At 40.4% G+C, this 18643-nt stretch carries 14 protein-coding genes, 1 pseudogene and 1 CRISPR repeat array; of the genes and pseudogenes, 7 read left to right on the top strand and 8 right to left on the bottom strand.

Annotated features, from left to right (window positions below):
* Window positions 1–125 precede the first annotated feature (125 nt).
* On the bottom strand, window positions 126–1052 hold the full coding sequence (locus NST18_RS01680; RefSeq protein ID WP_064214463.1) for a diacylglycerol kinase: 927 nt from the start codon (window positions 1050–1052) through the stop codon (window positions 126–128).
* Window positions 1053–1344: 292 nt separating this feature from the next.
* Here NST18_RS01680 and NST18_RS01675 point away from each other — a divergent pair, with 292 nt between their 5' ends.
* From NST18_RS01675 to NST18_RS01660, 4 genes are all read left to right on the top strand, one after another.
* Window positions 1345–2016, top strand: coding sequence for a response regulator transcription factor (locus tag NST18_RS01675; protein ID WP_064214464.1), 672 nt, complete (start codon window positions 1345–1347; stop codon window positions 2014–2016).
* Complete coding sequence (locus NST18_RS01670; RefSeq protein ID WP_340721161.1) at window positions 2006–3379, top strand: sensor histidine kinase; 1374 nt, start codon at window positions 2006–2008, stop codon at window positions 3377–3379. The genes NST18_RS01675 and NST18_RS01670 overlap by 11 nt, the downstream gene beginning before the upstream one ends.
* Window positions 3380–3466: 87 nt before the next feature.
* Window positions 3467–3949, top strand: a complete 483-nt coding sequence (locus NST18_RS01665; protein WP_004888825.1) for a hypothetical protein — start codon at window positions 3467–3469, stop codon at window positions 3947–3949.
* 1 nt (window position 3950) lies between these two features.
* A complete protein-coding gene (locus NST18_RS01660; RefSeq protein WP_340721160.1) occupies window positions 3951–4583 on the top strand; it encodes a PspA/IM30 family protein in 633 nt (210 codons plus the stop codon).
* Between the two features lie 269 nt (window positions 4584–4852).
* On the opposite strand, the gene qoxD is transcribed toward NST18_RS01660, so the two are convergent.
* From qoxD to qoxA, 4 genes are read right to left on the bottom strand one after another with little or no spacing between them, the layout of a single operon-like run.
* Window positions 4853–5152 (bottom strand): cytochrome aa3 quinol oxidase subunit IV, encoded by a 300-nt coding sequence (qoxD, locus tag NST18_RS01655; protein WP_004888823.1) that lies wholly within the window; start codon window positions 5150–5152, stop codon window positions 4853–4855.
* On the bottom strand, window positions 5153–5758 hold the full coding sequence (gene qoxC, locus NST18_RS01650) for a cytochrome aa3 quinol oxidase subunit III (protein ID WP_004888822.1): 606 nt from the start codon (window positions 5756–5758) through the stop codon (window positions 5153–5155).
* Window positions 5748–7724, bottom strand: a complete 1977-nt coding sequence (gene qoxB / locus NST18_RS01645) for a cytochrome aa3 quinol oxidase subunit I (protein ID WP_004888821.1) — start codon at window positions 7722–7724, stop codon at window positions 5748–5750. Before qoxB ends, qoxC begins: the two co-directional genes overlap by 11 nt.
* Window positions 7714–8682 (bottom strand): cytochrome aa3 quinol oxidase subunit II, encoded by a 969-nt coding sequence (gene qoxA, locus NST18_RS01640; RefSeq protein WP_004888820.1) that lies wholly within the window; start codon window positions 8680–8682, stop codon window positions 7714–7716. The genes qoxB and qoxA overlap by 11 nt, the downstream gene beginning before the upstream one ends.
* Before the next feature lie 577 nt (window positions 8683–9259).
* Here qoxA and cas9 point away from each other — a divergent pair.
* Genes cas9 through cas2 form a run of 3 tightly spaced genes read left to right on the top strand, consistent with a single transcriptional unit; the run spans window position 9260 to window position 13665 of the window.
* Window positions 9260–12523, top strand: coding sequence for a type II CRISPR RNA-guided endonuclease Cas9 (gene cas9, locus NST18_RS01635; protein ID WP_128356753.1), 3264 nt, complete (start codon window positions 9260–9262; stop codon window positions 12521–12523).
* Window positions 12453–13352 carry a type II CRISPR-associated endonuclease Cas1 gene (cas1, locus tag NST18_RS01630; RefSeq protein WP_128356755.1) on the top strand — a complete coding sequence of 300 codons (900 nt, stop codon included), beginning with the start codon at window positions 12453–12455 and terminating at the stop codon, window positions 13350–13352. The genes cas9 and cas1 overlap by 71 nt, the downstream gene beginning before the upstream one ends.
* A 4-nt stretch (window positions 13353–13356) precedes the next feature.
* Window positions 13357–13665: a CRISPR-associated endonuclease Cas2 gene (cas2, locus tag NST18_RS01625; protein WP_128356757.1), complete on the top strand. Its 309-nt coding sequence runs from the start codon at window positions 13357–13359 to the stop codon at window positions 13663–13665.
* A gap of 99 nt (window positions 13666–13764) precedes the next feature.
* A CRISPR array of direct repeats spans window positions 13765–15183; the repeat unit is 36 nt; unit sequence ATCATACCACAGCAATAACCTCAGGGGAACTATGAC.
* Between the two features lie 154 nt (window positions 15184–15337).
* On the opposite strand, the gene NST18_RS01620 is transcribed toward cas2, so the two are convergent.
* From NST18_RS01620 to NST18_RS01610, 3 genes and pseudogenes are all read right to left on the bottom strand, one after another.
* Window positions 15338–16687 carry an aldehyde dehydrogenase gene (locus NST18_RS01620; protein WP_192951605.1) on the bottom strand — a complete coding sequence of 450 codons (1350 nt, stop codon included), beginning with the start codon at window positions 16685–16687 and terminating at the stop codon, window positions 15338–15340.
* A gap of 217 nt (window positions 16688–16904) precedes the next feature.
* Window positions 16905–18185, bottom strand: a complete 1281-nt coding sequence (gene iscB, locus NST18_RS01615) for an RNA-guided endonuclease IscB (RefSeq protein ID WP_006321416.1) — start codon at window positions 18183–18185, stop codon at window positions 16905–16907.
* Between the two features lie 235 nt (window positions 18186–18420).
* A pseudogene (locus NST18_RS01610) lies at window positions 18421–18642 on the bottom strand (SDR family NAD(P)-dependent oxidoreductase); the annotation flags it as partial.
* Window position 18643 lies beyond the last annotated feature (1 nt).

Raw genomic sequence — 18643 nt, 5'->3', positions numbered from 1 at the left:
TTCTCCTTAAATCTTCAAAAGTGACGTCATAATATTCGTTTTTTGCCACTGGTGCTTCCATGTTTCTTTCTCCTTCCGCAAAATGCTGTCAAGATTGTAGCATAATCGAACAAAAAAGAACAGGATTACTCCCCTGTTCTCATTTGTTCAGCTTTTTCTTTCGGAACAAATACATTCATATGGCGATATAAGTTAACAAATTCGCCCGGAAGCATGCCGCCATACTCGCCGTCTAAATTGAGTTGCATATTTTCTTCCGTGTACACTTTGACGCGGTTTGCTTTCGTATAAATGATGTGCGGATCGTGAATATGCTCACCGCGTAGAGCCAGCGTCGCAATTTTAATAAATTCAGCTAAGTTCGTTTCTTTTAAAATAATTAAATCAAACATGCCATCATTTAATGATGAATCAGGTGCTAGTTTTTCAAAACCACCGACCGAGTTCGTCAGCGAAACGAGGAACAGCATGACAGCCCCTTCAAACATTTTTCCATCGTACTCGATTTTGACATGGACAGGGGGCAAGGAAGGAAGCATTTCAATTCCTTTTAAATAATAGGCCAGTTGACCAAGCATTGTTTTTAATTTGCTTGGCACTTCGTACGTTAACTCCGTCAAACGTCCGCCACCAGCAATGTTAACAAAATAATGCGTCTTTCCTTCGTTCGTTACCGCTCCAATATCAATCGGCACCGCTTCTCCGTGAATGATCACATCACACGCGCCTTCAATCGAGCGCGGTACACCGATCGCGCGGGCGAAGTCGTTCGTCGTTCCGACTGGAATAATGCCAAGGTTCGGGCGATATGACGCATCCGCTAACCCGTTGACGACTTCGTTAATCGTGCCATCTCCACCAGCAGCAATAACAAGATCAAATTCGCGTTCGACCGCTTTTCTCGCTGCCTCTGTCGCATCCCCTGCCCCTGTTGTCGCATGACATGACGTTTCATATCCTGCTTGTTCTAACCGAATCAGTACATCAGGCAAATGCTTTTTAAATACTTCCCTTCCCGACGTCGGATTATAAATAATACGTGCTCGTTTCATCCCCATCATCCTATTTATTTTATTTTTCCACCATTTAACATCATACCAAATTTTCACAACCATTGCAACGAACAAAAGAAAGCCGACTCAACGGAGCCAGCTTACTTGAACATTTCATACCAAATTTTTATCACAGTCGCTACGATTAATACAAGCAAAATGTATTCGAGCACTTTCGTATTTAAGTTTGTAGAAAATAATGACTCCTCGCTTTTCCTAATCACTTCTATTTTTCTATTTTCACTCATTTTTCATCAACATTTGATATCATGAAAGAAAAAAGGTGATGAGGATGAAAGTGTTGCTTGCTGAAGACGATATATATTTAGGTGAACTCATTGTCCATTTATTGAAGAAAAAAGGAGTCGAACATATTGACTGGGTGCAAGAAGGAGAGGACGCTTACGATTATGCCCTCGCTTCGTTTTATGATGTGATCATTTTAGATTGGATGTTGCCAAATAGCGATGGGGTGAGCGTATGTCAACGTTTAAGAAAACATGGTTATCACGGAGCGATTTTAATGTTAACCGCAAAAGATGCGGTTCAAGATCGCGTGGAAGGACTGGAAGCCGGAGCGGACGATTATTTAGTGAAACCGTTCGAAATCGACGAGCTTATGGCGCGGCTGAAAGCATTGTCTCGGCGCACGTTCGCACCGATTCAAGAAGAAATTGTTCGCTGGGGAGCGTTTGAGGTCAATCGTACAAGCCATACACTGTTGAAAGATGGTGAACAAATTATATTAACCCCACGTGAATTTCAACTACTTGATTTATTATTACAAAATAGAGGACGCGTTCTAACACGCGACATTATTCTTGATCGCATTTGGGGATACGATGCGGACGTATCGATGAAAACGATTGACGCAACCGTTAAGCTATTGCGTAAAAAAATTGGCGATGAACAACAACAACTCATTAAAACGGTACGCGGGGTGGGATATACCATTGAAAAATAGTATACGATCTTTGTTTCATCATTCCGATATGTTTCGCCGCACACAATGGCGATTAACTGCCACATATAGCGGTATTCTTATCGCTTTTTTAGCCATTTTTATCGCGGTTGTTTCTTTTCTTATTCATACCGTTATTACAAATGACCAAGAGCGACGCATTCGAACGCTCGCCGAACAAGAAGGCCAAACGATTGAAAACATGCTAAAAGAGCAATCGTTTATCGGGTGGTCTAGCGATCAAAACGTCATATTTTTAAGTGAAGATCAACTATTTTTTTACGTCATTGATACACGTGGACGATTGATGATGGGAGATGAAGTGAATAAAGGATTGCGACCGCTGCTCCTTTCGACGCTTCAACCGTGGACGCCGGAAAAAAACGAATTGAGATATGTCGAAGTCACGATCCCCCGTCATCGCTATGAGTTAAAACGATTTCGTGCGGATGAATTAAAAATATTAACGGCTGCCCGACCAGTAATTGTTGACCGACAACTTATCGGCATTTTATACGTTGGGATGGATGCGACAAGCATGTTTCGCTTGCTCAAATGGTCGACATTTATTTTGTTTAGTCTAGGCGTCTTATTTATCGCTGTCGCTATTGCCTTTAGCTATTTCATGTCAAAACGATCGCTCATCCCCATTCAAGATGCCTACAATCGGCAACGTCAATTTGTGGCGGACGCTTCCCATGAACTAAGAACCCCACTTAGCGTCATTTATTCATCTGTGGAAGCGTTGAAAATGGATGAGTCATTAACGTCCGATCCATTCAGCCAAAAAACAATTGAACGTCTAGGAGACGAAACGAAACGAATGACAAAGCTCATTAATAACCTTCTCACCCTTGCGCGTACAGACGATGCAAAGCTACAAATTGAAAGAAAACCGTTTGAACTACGTGCATGTGCAGAACGTACGTTACAGTCGTTACAAGAGCTTGCAAATAAAAAGAACATTACGCTTCAGTTTCATGCGTCTGAACAAATTGAATTTGTTGGAGACGAGGACAAATGTACACAACTGTTGTACATTTTGCTTGATAACGCCATCAAATATACACCTGAAGGCGGAACAGTTTCCCTATCGTTAGCTCAACACGTAATAAAACAACGAAAAGTAGTAACCATCTCTGTGGCTGATACAGGTATTGGAATTGCTCCTGAGCATCTTCCCCGCATTTTTGACCGATTTTATCGTGCAGACAAGGCGCGGACACGACAAATTGGCGGACACGGACTTGGGCTTTCCATCGCAAAATGGATTGTCGAAGCACATGAAGGAAACATTCAAGTACAGAGCGAAGTTGGCAAAGGAACGACATTCACGATCACTTTTCCAAATGATAAACGTGCATAAATATGTTGCACGTTTTTTTCTTTTTCACCTAATTTTCTCTTTTCTCTTGTACAATTCAAACTGTAAATAACGAAGGAGGTGATAGATGTGAAAAAACGAACGGTTTTCTTCTTGATCGGTGGACTAGTTGTCATCGCCGTATTCGCGCACATCGCTACTTATTTCATGCACATCGGTTGGAGCGGACGAATGCCAGCAGAACACATAATGGGAATGGGTAAACATCATCGCGCGTTCGGTCATCACGGTCCACAAATGATGCGACCACACGGTATGCCAATGTTCGGATGGATTCCTTTCCTTCTTCAGCTGGCATTAGTCATCATCGGATGGATCGTTTGGAAAACGACGCGCGGTGGTGGGAAGTGGATTGGCGGTGCGCTGATGGCAATTGGGCTCATTGCGCTTTTACCAAAAACGTTGCTCGCCGTCTTAGCGATCATTGCAGCGTACGTTTTACTAAAAAACAAAACAAAGCCGACACCTGAATTTGCACCATTTGTCTCACCTATTCAAAACGATAGCTTTTTAGATGAATGGGAAAAAACAATCCAAAAGGAGGAAAAGTAATATGGGCATTTTTAAACGCGTAAAACATGTCGTTCTTGCCGACATACATGACATCATTGACAAATGCGAAGATCCGATTCGCATGACGAAACAGTACATTCGTGAACTAGAAGAACAACTTGAACAAGCACAACAAGCATTGGCACAACAGTTTGTGCTAGAACAAAAATATGAGCGTCTCATCGCAGATGCAGAAGAAATGATCGCAAAGCGGGCTCGCCAAGCAAAATTAGCTGTAGAAAAAAATGAAGAGCCGATCGCAAAAATGGCTCTTCAAGAAAAAATCGCCTATGAAAAAAAATTAGAGCTATATACGCAACAATACAGCACATTAAAAGAAAAAACAACCGTTTTAACGGAAAAAGTGAAACAATTGTACGAAACGTACGAGCAATTAAAATTGAAACAAATGCAATTAATGACGCGCTTTTATGTCGCTGAAACGATGAAACAAATGGATGAGGCGATCACATCTTTCCGTTACGATCATATCGTAAAAGGCTTCGCACGTATGGAAGAAAAAGTAATGTTACTTGAAGCAGAAGCAAAAGCTCGCTCAGCCATTCAAACGTTGCCCCCTCAATCATTTGATATAGAAGTCGAACAACAACTGAAACAATTAAAAGGTGAGTAATACAAAAGGTGTCCCTATCCGGACACCTTTTGTATATGTTATGTCGTCCATTCGTCATGAATGATGCCGACAAGTTTCCATTGACCGTTTTCTTGTTCAAAAACAAGACGTAAAATGAATTGACTTGTTTTGCTTCGCTTTTTAATTGCTCAGCATCTAACTCACTCTTTCTTGTTTTCTTTCTTGCAAAAATGATGAAAATGCGGGAAGTACACATGTATATACATGTTTACAGGTATAAAAAACAACCGGCATATGACCGGTTGTTTTTAATGCCCCGCATGACCAGATGTTAACACCCAAATGGATCCTGCGACAATGACGATCGCAACAAACGCTGAATATGCCATATTAATAACGTTCGTTTTTCTGTCTTCGCCTTCCGTTACGTGCATAAACATAAATAGTTGCAGTCCGGCTTGAATGACCGCGAGTGAGCCAATGATCCACATCACAATTGTATATGATACGTTCATTTTCAACGCAACAAATACGGCGACAAACGTTAAAACTAACGAAAGCAAAAATCCAACAACGTGACTAACGGGATATTTACTTTTATGTTCCATTTACGCCACCATCCCTTTTAAATAGACGAACGTAAAAATAAAGATCCAAACGACATCAAGGAAATGCCAATATAAGCTAATAATAAACATTTTTCTCGCCGTAACTGGCGTCAATCCGCGTTGGAGCAACTGGATGATAAGCATGATTGCCCAAATGATCCCGAATGTAACGTGCGCTCCGTGTGTGCCAAGCAAAACGAAAAAGCTTGATAAGAACGCGCTCGTTTGCATCGTTGCTCCTTCGTGCACGTAACGAATAAACTCACGAATTTCCATAAATAAAAATCCTGCCCCTAATAAAAGGGTAATGACGAACCAAGTAAGCAGTTTTTTCATATCGCGTTGTCGCATGAAAAAGACTGCCAAACCGCATGTAAAACTACTCGTTAACAACAACAACGTTTGAATCAGCACATCGTTTAGCTTAAAAATATCGCTCGGCGTCGGGCCACCGGCATAGCGGTTACCTAACACACCATATACAGCAAACAACGTCGCAAATAATACAATTTCTGCGCCAAGGAAAATCCAAAATCCTAAAATGTTGAGACGGTTTTGTTCCGTCTGATATTCGAGCGGAAGCGAATGATTGACGTTAGCCGACATGGTTTTCCGTCCCCCCTTCTACATTTCTCCACGTGCGCTCTGTTTGTTTAATTTCATCGACGCTTACATAATAACCGTCATTGTAATCGAACGAACGGATAATAAGCCCAATAACAATCCCAATTGCCGCAACAGCTGCCGCGATATGCGCCTCAAAGACGAGGAAGAAACCTGTAATTCCAAACACAACCCCCATATAAAACGGCAATCCGGAGTTGCTCGGCATATGAATTTTCTTTATGTCGCTTTCTTTTAATGTGAGCGTTTCACCGCGCTTTTTCATATGCCAAAACGCGTCTAACTGTTTCACCTCTGGGACGACCGCAAAGTTATAAAACTGCACTGGTGATGCTGTCATCCACTCGAGCGTACGCGCATCCCACGGATCGTGGGAAACATTTCGTTTCGCATAACGGAAGCTCCAATAAATGTTATAACAAAATACCGCAAAACCGATCGCTAAAATGATTGAACCGATCGCAGATACGAGGAAAAGCGGCGCAAAGCCTGATTCTGCTGAATACGTATACGCACGACGAACCGCCCCTTTTAAACCAAGGAAAAACATCGGCATAAATGTGACGTTAAATCCGATCGTAAACAACCAGAAATGATATTTTCCAAGTTTCTCGTTTAACATAAAACCAAACATTTTTGGCCACCAATAATACAATCCTGCAAACACCGCAAACACGACACCTGGAATTAACACGTAATGGAAGTGTGCGACTAAAAACAATGTGTTGTGATACTGATAGTCTGCAGCTGCCATCGCCAACATGACCCCCGTCACGCCACCGATGACGAAGTTTGGCACAAAGGCAAGCGCCCATAACATCGCTGTTGTAAATTGAATGCGTCCTTTTCGCATCGTAAATAGCCAGTTGAAAATTTTCACTCCGGTTGGAACAGCAATTAACATCGTTGTAATCGAGAAGAACGAGTTTACCGCAGGACCTGCATCCATCGTGTAAAAATGGTGTACCCATACGAGCATACTTAAAAACGCAATACCAACGATCGAAATGACCATCGACGTATATCCGTACAACGTTTTTCGTGAAAATGTCGCAATGACTTCAGAGAAAATACCAAAAGCAGGCAAAATAACAATATATACTTCTGGATGACCCCAAAGCCAGAATAAGTTTGCCCAAAGCATATCACTTCCGCCTGAAGAAAGTGTAAAGAAATGTGTTCCATACAAGCGGTCAAACGTCATTAATGCTAAAGCGACTGTGAAAATTGGAAAAGCCGCTACGATAATGATTGACGTAATCAACGTCGTCCACGTAAACATCGGCATTTTCATTAACGTCATGCCCGGTGCACGCATTTTTAAAATCGTGACGATAAAATTAATACCAGTCATTAACGTCCCAAGACCTGCAATTTGTAACGCAATCGCATAGTAGTTATTCCCGATGCCTGGGCTAAATTCTTTTCCTGCAAGTGGGAAGTATGATGTCCACCCTGCATCTGGTGACCCTCCAACAACGAACGAAATGTTAAATAACATCGCCCCGCTAAAAAACAACCAAAAGCTAAGTGCGTTCAATTGTGGAAAGGCAACATCGCGCGCACCGATTTGCAACGGAACGACGACGTTCATTAAACCGATCAAAAACGGCATCGCCATAAACAAAATCATAATGACGCCATGGGTTGTAAAAATTTCATTGTAATGTTGGGCATCTAAAAAGTTCATTTCCGGCCGAGCCGTTTGCGCCTTCATTAACAACCCGTCCATGCCACCACGGAAAAACATCAATACACCTGATAAAATGTACATAATCCCGATCTTTTTATGGTCGACGGTCGTTAACCATTCACGCCATAACCAACCCCATTTTTTAAAGTACGTTAAGCCAACGACAATCGCAACGACAGTCAGTACAATCGCAATTTGTGAACCAACAAGAAGCGGGTCTCCCCCAACAAATATTTCATTCCACTTAATGCCCATGATGTTCACCTCCGCTATGGCTTTCAGAAGCTTGTTGCTCATCATCTGTCACATTTGATGTATGTCGATCATTTTCGTCAAAAATTTTTCCTTGGTATCCATGCCCACGATATAATTCTGGATTTGTGTACGTCTTTGAATGCGGATCAGCATGGTTTACCCATTGTAAATGTGTATCAACAAACGTCAATCGTCCTAAATGGGTTGGCAATAACAGCTCTTCATATTTTTCTTTCGTTAATTTCGGTGCCGTTTGTTTTACTTCTTGTACCCATTTGTCAAACTCTTTTGGCGTTTGCGCTAAAACTTCAAATTGCATATGCGCATACCCACGTCCATTAAAGTTTGTATTTCTTCCTTCGTACGAACCAGGACGTTCCGCAACAACGTACAATTCTGTCTCCATTTTGTTCATCGTATATTTTTGTCCCGCTAACGCAGGCACCCAAAATGACTGCATAGTCGATGCGGAAGTCATTTTAAATAGCACGAGACGATTGACAGGAATATTGACGTAGTTCACTGTTTCAATATTTTGCTCTGGGTAGCTAAAAATCCATTTCCAATCCGCTGATGTCACGTGAATAACAAGCGGATCTTGATCTTCGTACCCCTTCGGAGGCTTTTCTAAATCATATAATGTTCTCACAGTTGGGATCGTTAACGCAACAACGATTAAAATCGGAATTACCGTCCATACAATTTCAAGCACCGTACTTCCGTGTTCTTCAGGCGGCTCCTCCCCTTGACGCTCAGGTCGATCTCGATATTTCCACACAATATAAGCAAACAAAGCAAAGACAACGACAACAACAAGAAGCATCCACCAAATCGACCAGTTAATCAACTCCGTAATGCTTCGTGCCGCTGGTCCTTGCGGTTGAAACACAACCATCTCACAGCCTGCAAGAAGCGGAAGCAATCCGACTACCAGTAAGGAAAACAAGCGCTTCATCATTTTTCACCTCAACAAAATTGTGATTCATTGAACAAGTAAGTAAATACATAACGAACGAATTTAAATAACTTTGTGGTATTAGCACTATCAAAATGATTTTAACATGTATTGTAGAAATAATTGTGACGAAAAAAGTAAGGAAGAAACTGCATTGAGGGGAAAACAAAAAGAAAAATCATTGACAAAAAGAAAAATACTTTTCTCGACATCAAAAATCGTGCGAGAAAAGCGCTATCTTTTATATAATACATGGAAATAAAAAAAGAAATAGGTTGTCCATTTGAAATTTTGTCACATTTTCGTTAAATTTTTTTCGAAATTTGTTCAAAAATAAAAAATAACTAATTTATAGAATTTTATGTTGAATTTTTCAATAAAATCCTCTATTATTTATACAAGATCGTACCACAGCAACGATCTCAGGGTTACTATGATAAGGGCTTCTACTTTCAGGGAGTAGATGACCCGTGGCGTTGGGGATCGCCTATAGCCCTTTAAGGGCACTCCCCATTCTATCACAAACTCAGACCTCGGCAGAACGCTGAGGTCTTTTTTATTAAACAAGGAGGGAAAACGTATGAGATATAAAATAGGATTAGACATCGGTGTTACTTCAGTGGGTTGGGCTATTATTAACCTCGATGAAACCAGAATTGAAGATCTAGGGGTACGTATTTTTGATAAAGCCGAGCAACCGAAGGGCGACCCTCTTTCCCTACCACGACGAATCGCACGATCTACACGAAGAAGATTACGCCGCAGAAAACATCGATTAGAACGTATTCGCCGTCTTTTAGTACGTGAAGGTGTTTTAACGAAAAACGAAATGGACAACCTATTCAAAAAACATCATTTAGTTGATGTATGGCAGTTGCGTGTTGATGCGCTGGAACGGAAATTAAATAACGACGAGCTTGCTCGTGTGCTCTTGCACCTTGCTAAACGTCGTGGATTTAAGTCTAATCGGAAAAGCGATCTTAACACAAACGAGAATAGTATTATTTTAAAAAAAGTTGAAGAGAATCAGTCTATTTTAAGCCGATATCGAACTGTAGCTGATATGATTGTCCATGATGAAAAATTTAAATTCCATAAACGTAATAAATCAGAAGACTACTCAAACATGATCGCTCGCGATAGCTTAGAGCAAGAGATTCAATATATTTTCAGTAAACAACGTGAATTCCATAATCCTGTTTGCACTGAGCAATTCGAGAAAAAATATTTGCATATTTGGTCATCACAAAGACCCTTTGCCTCAAAAGATGATATTGAAAAGAAAGTCGGTTTTTGTACGTTTGAATCAAAAGAAAAACGTGCTCCAAAAGCCACTTATACGTTTCAATCATTTGTTGCATGGGAACATATCAACAAGCTAAGATTAGTTTCCCAAGAAGGAATAAGGACGCTAACAGATGAAGAAAGACATTTAGTTTACAAACAAGCTTTTTCGAAAAATAAGGTAACATATTATGACATCCGTAAATTACTCGATTTGCAAGATGACGTAAAATTTAAAGGTCTCATGTACGATGCTAATCAACCATTAAAAAAGACAGAAAATATTCGTTTCCTCGAGCTGGATGCTTATCATAAAATTCGCAAATGTCTTGAGCAAGTTTATGGGAAAGAAGCATTAACAATGTTTTCAGACGATGATTTTGACACGTTCGGCTATGCTCTTACAATTTTCAAAAGCGACGAAGATATTTATTCATACTTACAGAATGGGTATATACGTGCTGACGGAAAGAGAACTTGTAATTTAACTAATAAAGTCTATGATGCGACTCTAATTGAGCAATTGCTTCATCTATCGTTTTCGAAGTTTGGTCATTTGTCGCTAAAAGCAATCCGAAACATACTACCTTATATGAAAGATGGAGAAATATATTCCAGAGCGTGTGAGCTTGCAGGATATAACTTTACTGGTCCAAAAAGAAAGGAAAAAACAGTTTTATTACCTAATATTCCCAACATCGCAAATCCAGTTGTTATGAGAGCTTTAACACAAACACGTAAAATCGTTAACGCAATTATCAAAAAATATGGATCACCTGTATCTATCCACATTGAATTAGCTAGAGAGTTATCACATTCGAGCGACGAAAGGCAAAAAATACAAAAAGCTCAAGAAAAGAATCGGAAGAAAAATGAAATAGCTATTAAGCAATTAGTAGAGTATGGTCTAACGAAAAATCCAACCGGCTTGGATATTGTGAAATTTAAGCTATGGAGTGAACAAAATGGTCAATGTATGTACTCCTTAGAAAGCATTGAGTTAGATCGCCTGCTTGAAAATGGTTATGTTGAAATTGACCATATTTTACCTTATAGCCGTAGTTTAGATGATAGCTATGCCAACAAAGCGCTCGTGTTAACAAGAGAAAACCGTCAAAAAGGTAACCGCACACCAGCTGAGTATTTAGGATTCGGAACAGCTCGTTGGCAAAAGTTCGAGAACTTTGTTTTGACGAACAAGCAGTTTTCAAAAGCAAAAAAAAGAAATTTGCTTCGCTTACATTATCAAGAAGCGGAAGAACAAGAATTCAAAGAGCGAAATTTAAATGACACAAGATATATTTCACGCTTTTTCGCTAATTTCGTAAAAGAACACTTGAAGTTTGCCGATGAAGACAAAAAACAAAAAGTATATACCGTCAATGGAAAAATTACCGCCCATCTTCGTAGTCGATGGGATTTCAACAAAAATCGTGAACAATCTAACTTACATCATGCAGCGGACGCAGTCATCGTTGCTTGCGCTTCCCCCTCAATGATCGAAAAAATTACTAACTTTTATAAAGATCGCGAGCAACATAAAGAACTCGCTAAGAAAAAGGAACCGTTCTTCCCACAACCTTGGCCGTTTTTTTCTGATGAGTTAAAAGCAAGGTTGTCAAAATTTCCAATGGAAAGTATAAAAGCTTTAAATCTTGGAAATTATGATAGTAACAAACTCGAATCGTTAAAACCGGTTTTTGTTTCGCGCATGCCAAGAAGGAGCGTGACAGGACCTGCTCACGAAGAAACTTTGAGACGTTACGTAGGTGTCAACGAAAAAAGCGGAAAAATTCAAACAGTAGTGAAGACAAAACTTACAGATATTAAACTAGATGCCGATGGTCACTTTCCGATGTACGGAAAAGAAAGCGATCCACGGACGTATGAGGCAATCCGCCAACGTCTTCTTGAACATGAAAACGATCCAAAGAAAGCATTTCAACAACCGTTATATAAACCAAAGAAAAATGGAGAACCTGGTCCAATTATTCGTACTGTGAAAATTGTTGATATCAGAAATCTAGTTGTTCATTTAGACGAAGGAAAAACAGTCGCCTACAATAGCAATATCGTTCGCACCGATGTTTTTGAAAAAGACGGGAAGTTTTATTATGTTCCAGTTTACACCATGGACATTTTGAAAGGAGTTCTACCGAATAAGGCGATCGAGGCAAACAAGCCATATTCTGAGTGGAAAGAAATGACCGCGGAATACTCCTTCCAATTTAGCCTTTATCCTAATGATCTTGTGCGAATCGAATTACCGAAAGAGAAAACCATTAAAGATTCGTTAGGAAAAGAAATAAAGATTAAGGATGTTTTCGCATACTTCAAAACAATTGATTCTGCAACCGGTGGGTTAGATTTAATTAGCCATGATCAAAGCTTTTCCTTACGCGGTGTCGGTTCAAAAACCCTCAAACGATTCGAGAAATACCAAGTAGATGTATTAGGAAACATCTACAAAGTGAAAGGAGAAAAGAGGGTTGGGTTGGCGTCACGTCATGATCAGAAAGCCGAGCAAGTTGTCCATTCGTTACAATCAATTAGTCATTGAGCAAGAAGATACAGTTTCCATTCCTTTAGAAGACTTATGTTCCATAATCATCGAGGAACATGCCGTAACAATTACTGCTGCAACATTGAGCAAAATGGCCGAATGTAATATTGCTTTATTTACATGTGATCAAAAACGACTTCCAAACGGACTATTAAACACATTTCAAAAGCATTCTCGGCAACTAAGCGTGCTGCAAATGCAGTACACTTACACTAAACCGTTTAAGAAAAGAATATGGCAACAAATTGTTACACAGAAGTTAACGAATCAAGGAAAATGTTTAGAGTTTTTAAGTAAAGATGGTGCTGACGATCTGTATCGTATAAGTAAAACGGTTGATTCTGGGGACACAAATAATCGTGAAGCATATGGAGCAAAAAAATACTTTCGTTACTTGTTCGGGGAGGGTTTTAATCGACGAAACGATAACACAATTAATATTGCGTTAAACTACGGATATGCCATTATGAGAGGAATTGTCGCTAGATCATTAGTCAATTACGGTTTTTTTCCATGTATAGGAATTTATCATGACAATGAATTAAATAAGTTTAATTTGGCAGATGATTTTATGGAAGTTCTTCGCCCACTTGTTGATTTACACGTAGCACAACATATTCAAGAAGATGACGAATTTTCATCTTCCATTCGAGCCGACTTATATAATTTAGTAAATGCGGATATACTAATGGATAAGGAGAAACTAACAGTCACCAACGCTGTTGAAGAGATGGTGAAGAGCTTCGTAACAGCTAGTCGAAACGAAAAACCTTCGTTTTTAAAATTGCCGGAACTTCTTCCTATTCAAATACACACCTATGAGTAAGTTTATGAGATTACTTGTGTTTTTTGACTTACCTGTCGTCACTAATCGGGAGAAACGGCACTACAGACAATTTCGTACATTTTTATTGAACGAAGGATATGATATGTTACAGTTTTCCGTATATAGTCGGATTTGCAATGGGCATGAATCTGCTGATAAACATCTTAATAGGCTGAAAAGAAACTTGCCACCGAAAGGATCAGTGCGGGCGATGATCGTAACGGAAAAACAATATGCAAAAATGCAATTTCTCTTAGGAGAACCTACTACCAAGGAAAAAACAATTACAACAACGCAACTGTCACTTTTTTAAAAAAACGGATGAAGGATAACTCTTCTCCCCTTCTCACGTTTTTTTTAAAACGATCAAAAAGCCTGTAATCGTTCATATTACAGGCTTTTTGATGCACGTATCATACCACAGCAATAACCTCAGGGGAACTATGACAACAAAAATACATAGAAGAACGCATGAACAATCATACCACAGCAATAACCTCAGGGGAACTATGACTGTTGTCATGATTAACACTCTCCTTATATAATCATACCACAGCAATAACCTCAGGGGAACTATGACCTAAAGCGAATAATACTTTTGTTTCTTGAATCATACCACAGCAATAACCTCAGGGGAACTATGACTCTTACATTGTTTTCTATCGTATTGAATTCATCATACCACAGCAATAACCTCAGGGGAACTATGACCGCACGGAGTTGCAACTGCGTGACGAACACATCATACCACAGCAATAACCTCAGGGGAACTATGACTCCGCCTGCTCCATACTTTTATTAAGGATTATCATACCACAGCAATAACCTCAGGGGAACTATGACTCGAAATGCGTTGACTTGTAACGATAACGTATCATACCACAGCAATAACCTCAGGGGAACTATGACTAAAACATTTATATCAACGATTAGTTGACAATCATACCACAGCAATAACCTCAGGGGAACTATGACAACCTCAACAGCAATAATTTTCATTTTATAATCATACCACAGCAATAACCTCAGGGGAACTATGACCGCTCCTCCAGCTCCTGCATACGCGCGCAATCATACCACAGCAATAACCTCAGGGGAACTATGACTTGGTGAAACATAATCTTTACTTCCGTTTTATCATACCACAGCAATAACCTCAGGGGAACTATGACTGATTGACGAGATAGTAGAATTTTATTCTATCATACCACAGCAATAACCTCAGGGGAACTATGACTTTTCAATGTCGCCATGATCAAACGCTAATATCATACCACAGCAATAACCTCAGGGGAACTATGACACCCCTTCATCGATGTAAAACCGATAGTCGATCATACCACAGCAATAACCTCAGGGGAACTATGACTTGCATCTGGTCATGCACTCGCCTATTTTTATCATACCACAGCAATAACCTCAGGGGAACTATGACCATGATGAAAAAGTATATTGACTGGGCAATATCATACCACAGCAATAACCTCAGGGGAACTATGACAATTAGTTTGAATAAATTAACAATATCAATATCATACCACAGCAATAACCTCAGGGGAACTATGACTGACGTAATAATTTATTTTGTATTTCTAATATCATACCACAGCAATAACCTCAGGGGAACTATGACCAATTACTAGTGTTTTCTCCATTTATCATGATCATACCACAGCAATAACCTCAGGGGAACTATGACTGACAATATGACAATTTTAAAAGTTGATCTATCATACCACAGCAATAACCTCAGGGGAACTATGACTTTCGTTCCGTTGAAGAATACGACGGATACATCATACCACAGCAATAACCTCAGGGGAACTATGACCTTAGGTGTCTTATTCAAGGATAAATTGATAATTTACATTTGGTCATAAAAACCCCTTCCAGGTAGACTCTTAAGAACACCATAACAAATGTCCACTTTTTTGTTGGCTACCTGTAGGGGATAATACAAATCCGTACTTTGGATCAGCCTTTTTTCATCTCAATAACTTCCGCACCCATTTGAGCGCATGTGGAAAGTTTGGGTAACGCAACGGGATATCAAATTTCGTCGTCTGTTTGAGCACGCTTTTGTAATGAGTAAATGCATCAAAGCTTGCTTTTCCATGGTATGTACCGATGCCGCTTTGTCCAACACCACCGAAGGGCAAATGAGGATTGGCAACGTGTACAACCGTATCGTTTATACAACCACCGCCGAAACGAACTTGTTGTAATACTTGTTGTTGCACATCGCGATCTTCTGAAAACAAATAAAGCGCAAGCGGCTTTTCGTAATCGTTGATCATTTGAATCGCTTCATCAATCGTCCCAAACGTAAGAATCGGCAATATCGGCCCAAAAATTTCTTCTTGCATAATGTCATCGTCCCACGTCACATCGTCTAGCAACGTCGGCTCGATCCAACGTTGTTCAATGTCATACGTTCCACCATGTACAACGATACCATTTGTTAAAAAACGCACGAGCCGTTCAGCATGACGAACAGTAACAATACGACCGTACGCATCTTTATCACCGTATAATTGCTCTATATACTGCTTCATTCGCTCAATCAACAAAGATTTCACCGAAATATGAACGAGCACATAATCAGGTGCAATACACGTTTGCCCAGCATTCAAAAATTTTCCCCATACGATTCGTTTGGCAGCTAAATCAATATGCGCGGAGGCGTCGACGACCGCTGGACTTTTTCCGCCGAGTTCTAATGTAACAGGCGTCAAATGCTTTGCCGCAGCTGCCATGACGATTTTTCCGACCGGCACGCTTCCTGTGAAAAAAATATGATCAAAACGTAAATCTAACAGCTGTTGGCTAACGTCTACTCCTCCCTCTACAACAGCAACATACTCCTCTGGAAACGCTTCTGAAATGATTGTTTTCAGCAATGCCGACATTTCTGGCGTATATTCAGACGGCTTCACTACCGCACAATTTCCTGCCGCAATCGCGCCGATAAGTGGACTGATCGCAAGCTGAAACGGATAGTTCCACGGCGCAATGATTAGGCTTACTCCATATGGCTCTGGATATATGTAACTTTTTGACCCGAAGTGCGTCAACGGTGTCGGCACACGTTGTGGTTTTACCCAATCGCCCAGTCGCTTCGTGATAAAGCGAATCTCTTCATAAACGATACCGATTTCTGTTGTATACGCTTCAAACGGTGATTTATGCAACTCCTTTTTTAACGTATCAGTAATCGTCTGTTCATATTTTTGTATCGTTTCTTTTAATCGTGTTAACTGTTTTAAACGAAAATCAAGAGAAAGCGTTTCTCCTGTATGGAAATAACGTTTTTGTTTCTTGAGCAACTCGTTCATTTATTTCACCCTCGTCACACCCGATCTTGAACCTTTCTGACAATATTCGTGACATAAAACGAACACTAAATGCAAGGAGTTTATTCGCCATCCCCGGAATAATGACGGTTTTATTGTTCATTACCCCTTTGTACCCAGCCTCCACCACTTGTTTAACATCCATCACGAAACTTACGCAAGGAAGCCCCTGCCTTTAGGCACGGGGAGGAATTGCACCTTACGCAAGTTCCGCCACCCCCTTTCCATAAGCATATCCGTCAAATCGCTGAATGACTTGGACATATCTATAATTTATTCCTTGTGCGATACGCTTTCCGTCCTTGCCTTTAATATCGAAACTTCCAGTCTTTCTACATGCGACTTCGCCAAACCAAACGCCTTGATATTTCCCTCTTGGGACAACAGCCTTAACCATGTCCCCTGTTTGAAAACCAAAGAAGAATTTTTGTCTTGCAAGATAACCTCTTGGGAAGCCATATCTATCTAGGTTTGTACGAGAGCGACTACCACGCCCTTTTGCCTTGATAAATAACACTTCTTTTGTTTTGAAATATAAGTGATTTGTTGTGCTTTCGCCTACACAACAAGCGTCAAAATAATGTGTTTTCGGCAAGTCTAAACGAATACGATTCATTTTTGTTCGTGCACCTGTTCCACACTCGACATCTAATCCTGTCTGCTTTAACACTTCATACGCTTTCCATCTTGTCGAGTTGATAGCACTTGCATCCTTTAATGATTCTTTGACTTGCTTTTGAATGTGCGGATACCCGAATTCTTCTGCTGTCTTACTTCCTTTGCGCTGATTACAGTCATGACAGGCAAGACATAGGTTATCCACTCGGTCTGTTCCACCTCTCGATTTTGGAATGATATGCTCCACTTCAAGTGGAACATTTTCTTTTCCGCAATAACAACACTTCCGCCCAAACTTTTCAAGCAAATACTCCCGTACTTCATATCCTTGTAGCGTGCCTTGTTGATACTCTACACCATTGATTTCAGGATTTCGCATGAGTTGCGTGTCGAATTTGGCATTTTCGTATGATATATACCCAATGGGGCATAACTTCTTTAGGCGGTTAACCCATGTTTGGATATTTTGCACACGACTCTCTAGTGATGACGGCAACCACCCCTCCTTTCGCTTGCGGTTCAGAAAGCGTGGTTTTCTGTATCTTGTTTTTCGATTTCGTCTTGCTCGACGAAAAGCACGCCTTTTATCTATTCTTTCCTTGATGTCTGTGCGATGGTCAAGTTGCCCTAACCATACCACTTCTTGTCCTCGCAAAATCGCTAATCCTGTATGCCTGCTTCCATAGTCGATTTTTAGCCGATATGTTGCTTTAATTTCTGATTCGTCTACTGATTTTTTCAAGATGATGGTAAATGGAAATCGCCTGTAAATCGCCGCCTTCCCTTGTTTCAACAGCTTTCTTGCAACTGCTTCGTGACAAGGAGCAAGCGGACGTTTGTTTGTGTCTAACACAAAAACCATAGGGTTCTCCCCTTTCCTCTGCATAAAGCAGGTCATATTCTCCTCGACCATGTTATAGATGCTTGTTATGTGCAAGACACTAGCGCTACCCACCACGCTTGTTTAACCTTGCACGACAGAGGAACGGGCTGGAGAAGCACCCGAACGTGTCATGACATCTATAACGTAGGCTCTGTTTCAAGCCTTGGTCTGGTCAACATGGGGCTTACAAGCCCATGACTTTAGTCATTGGGTTGTTGACAGTGATATTCGTGTGTCGCAACTCGTTACTTAACGCTTCTGAAAAAGATAACACATACGCTTTCGTCGCATAATGTACAGCCATTAATGGTCCTGGTTGGAAAGCAGCCGTTGATGCAACGTTTAAAATTTTCCCTTCGTTTCTTTTTACCATATCTACGACGACTAGTTTCGTCAAATGAGTGAGTGTTTTTATATTTAGATCAATCATATTTAAA

It is taken from the genome of Anoxybacillus sp. FSL W8-0104, from assembly GCF_038004465.1.
In the GTDB taxonomy this organism is placed as follows: domain Bacteria; phylum Bacillota; class Bacilli; order Bacillales; family Anoxybacillaceae; genus Anoxybacillus; species Anoxybacillus flavithermus_G.
The sequence above is the reverse complement of the archived record's forward strand: the minus strand, read 5'-3'. Positions and strand labels throughout refer to the sequence as shown.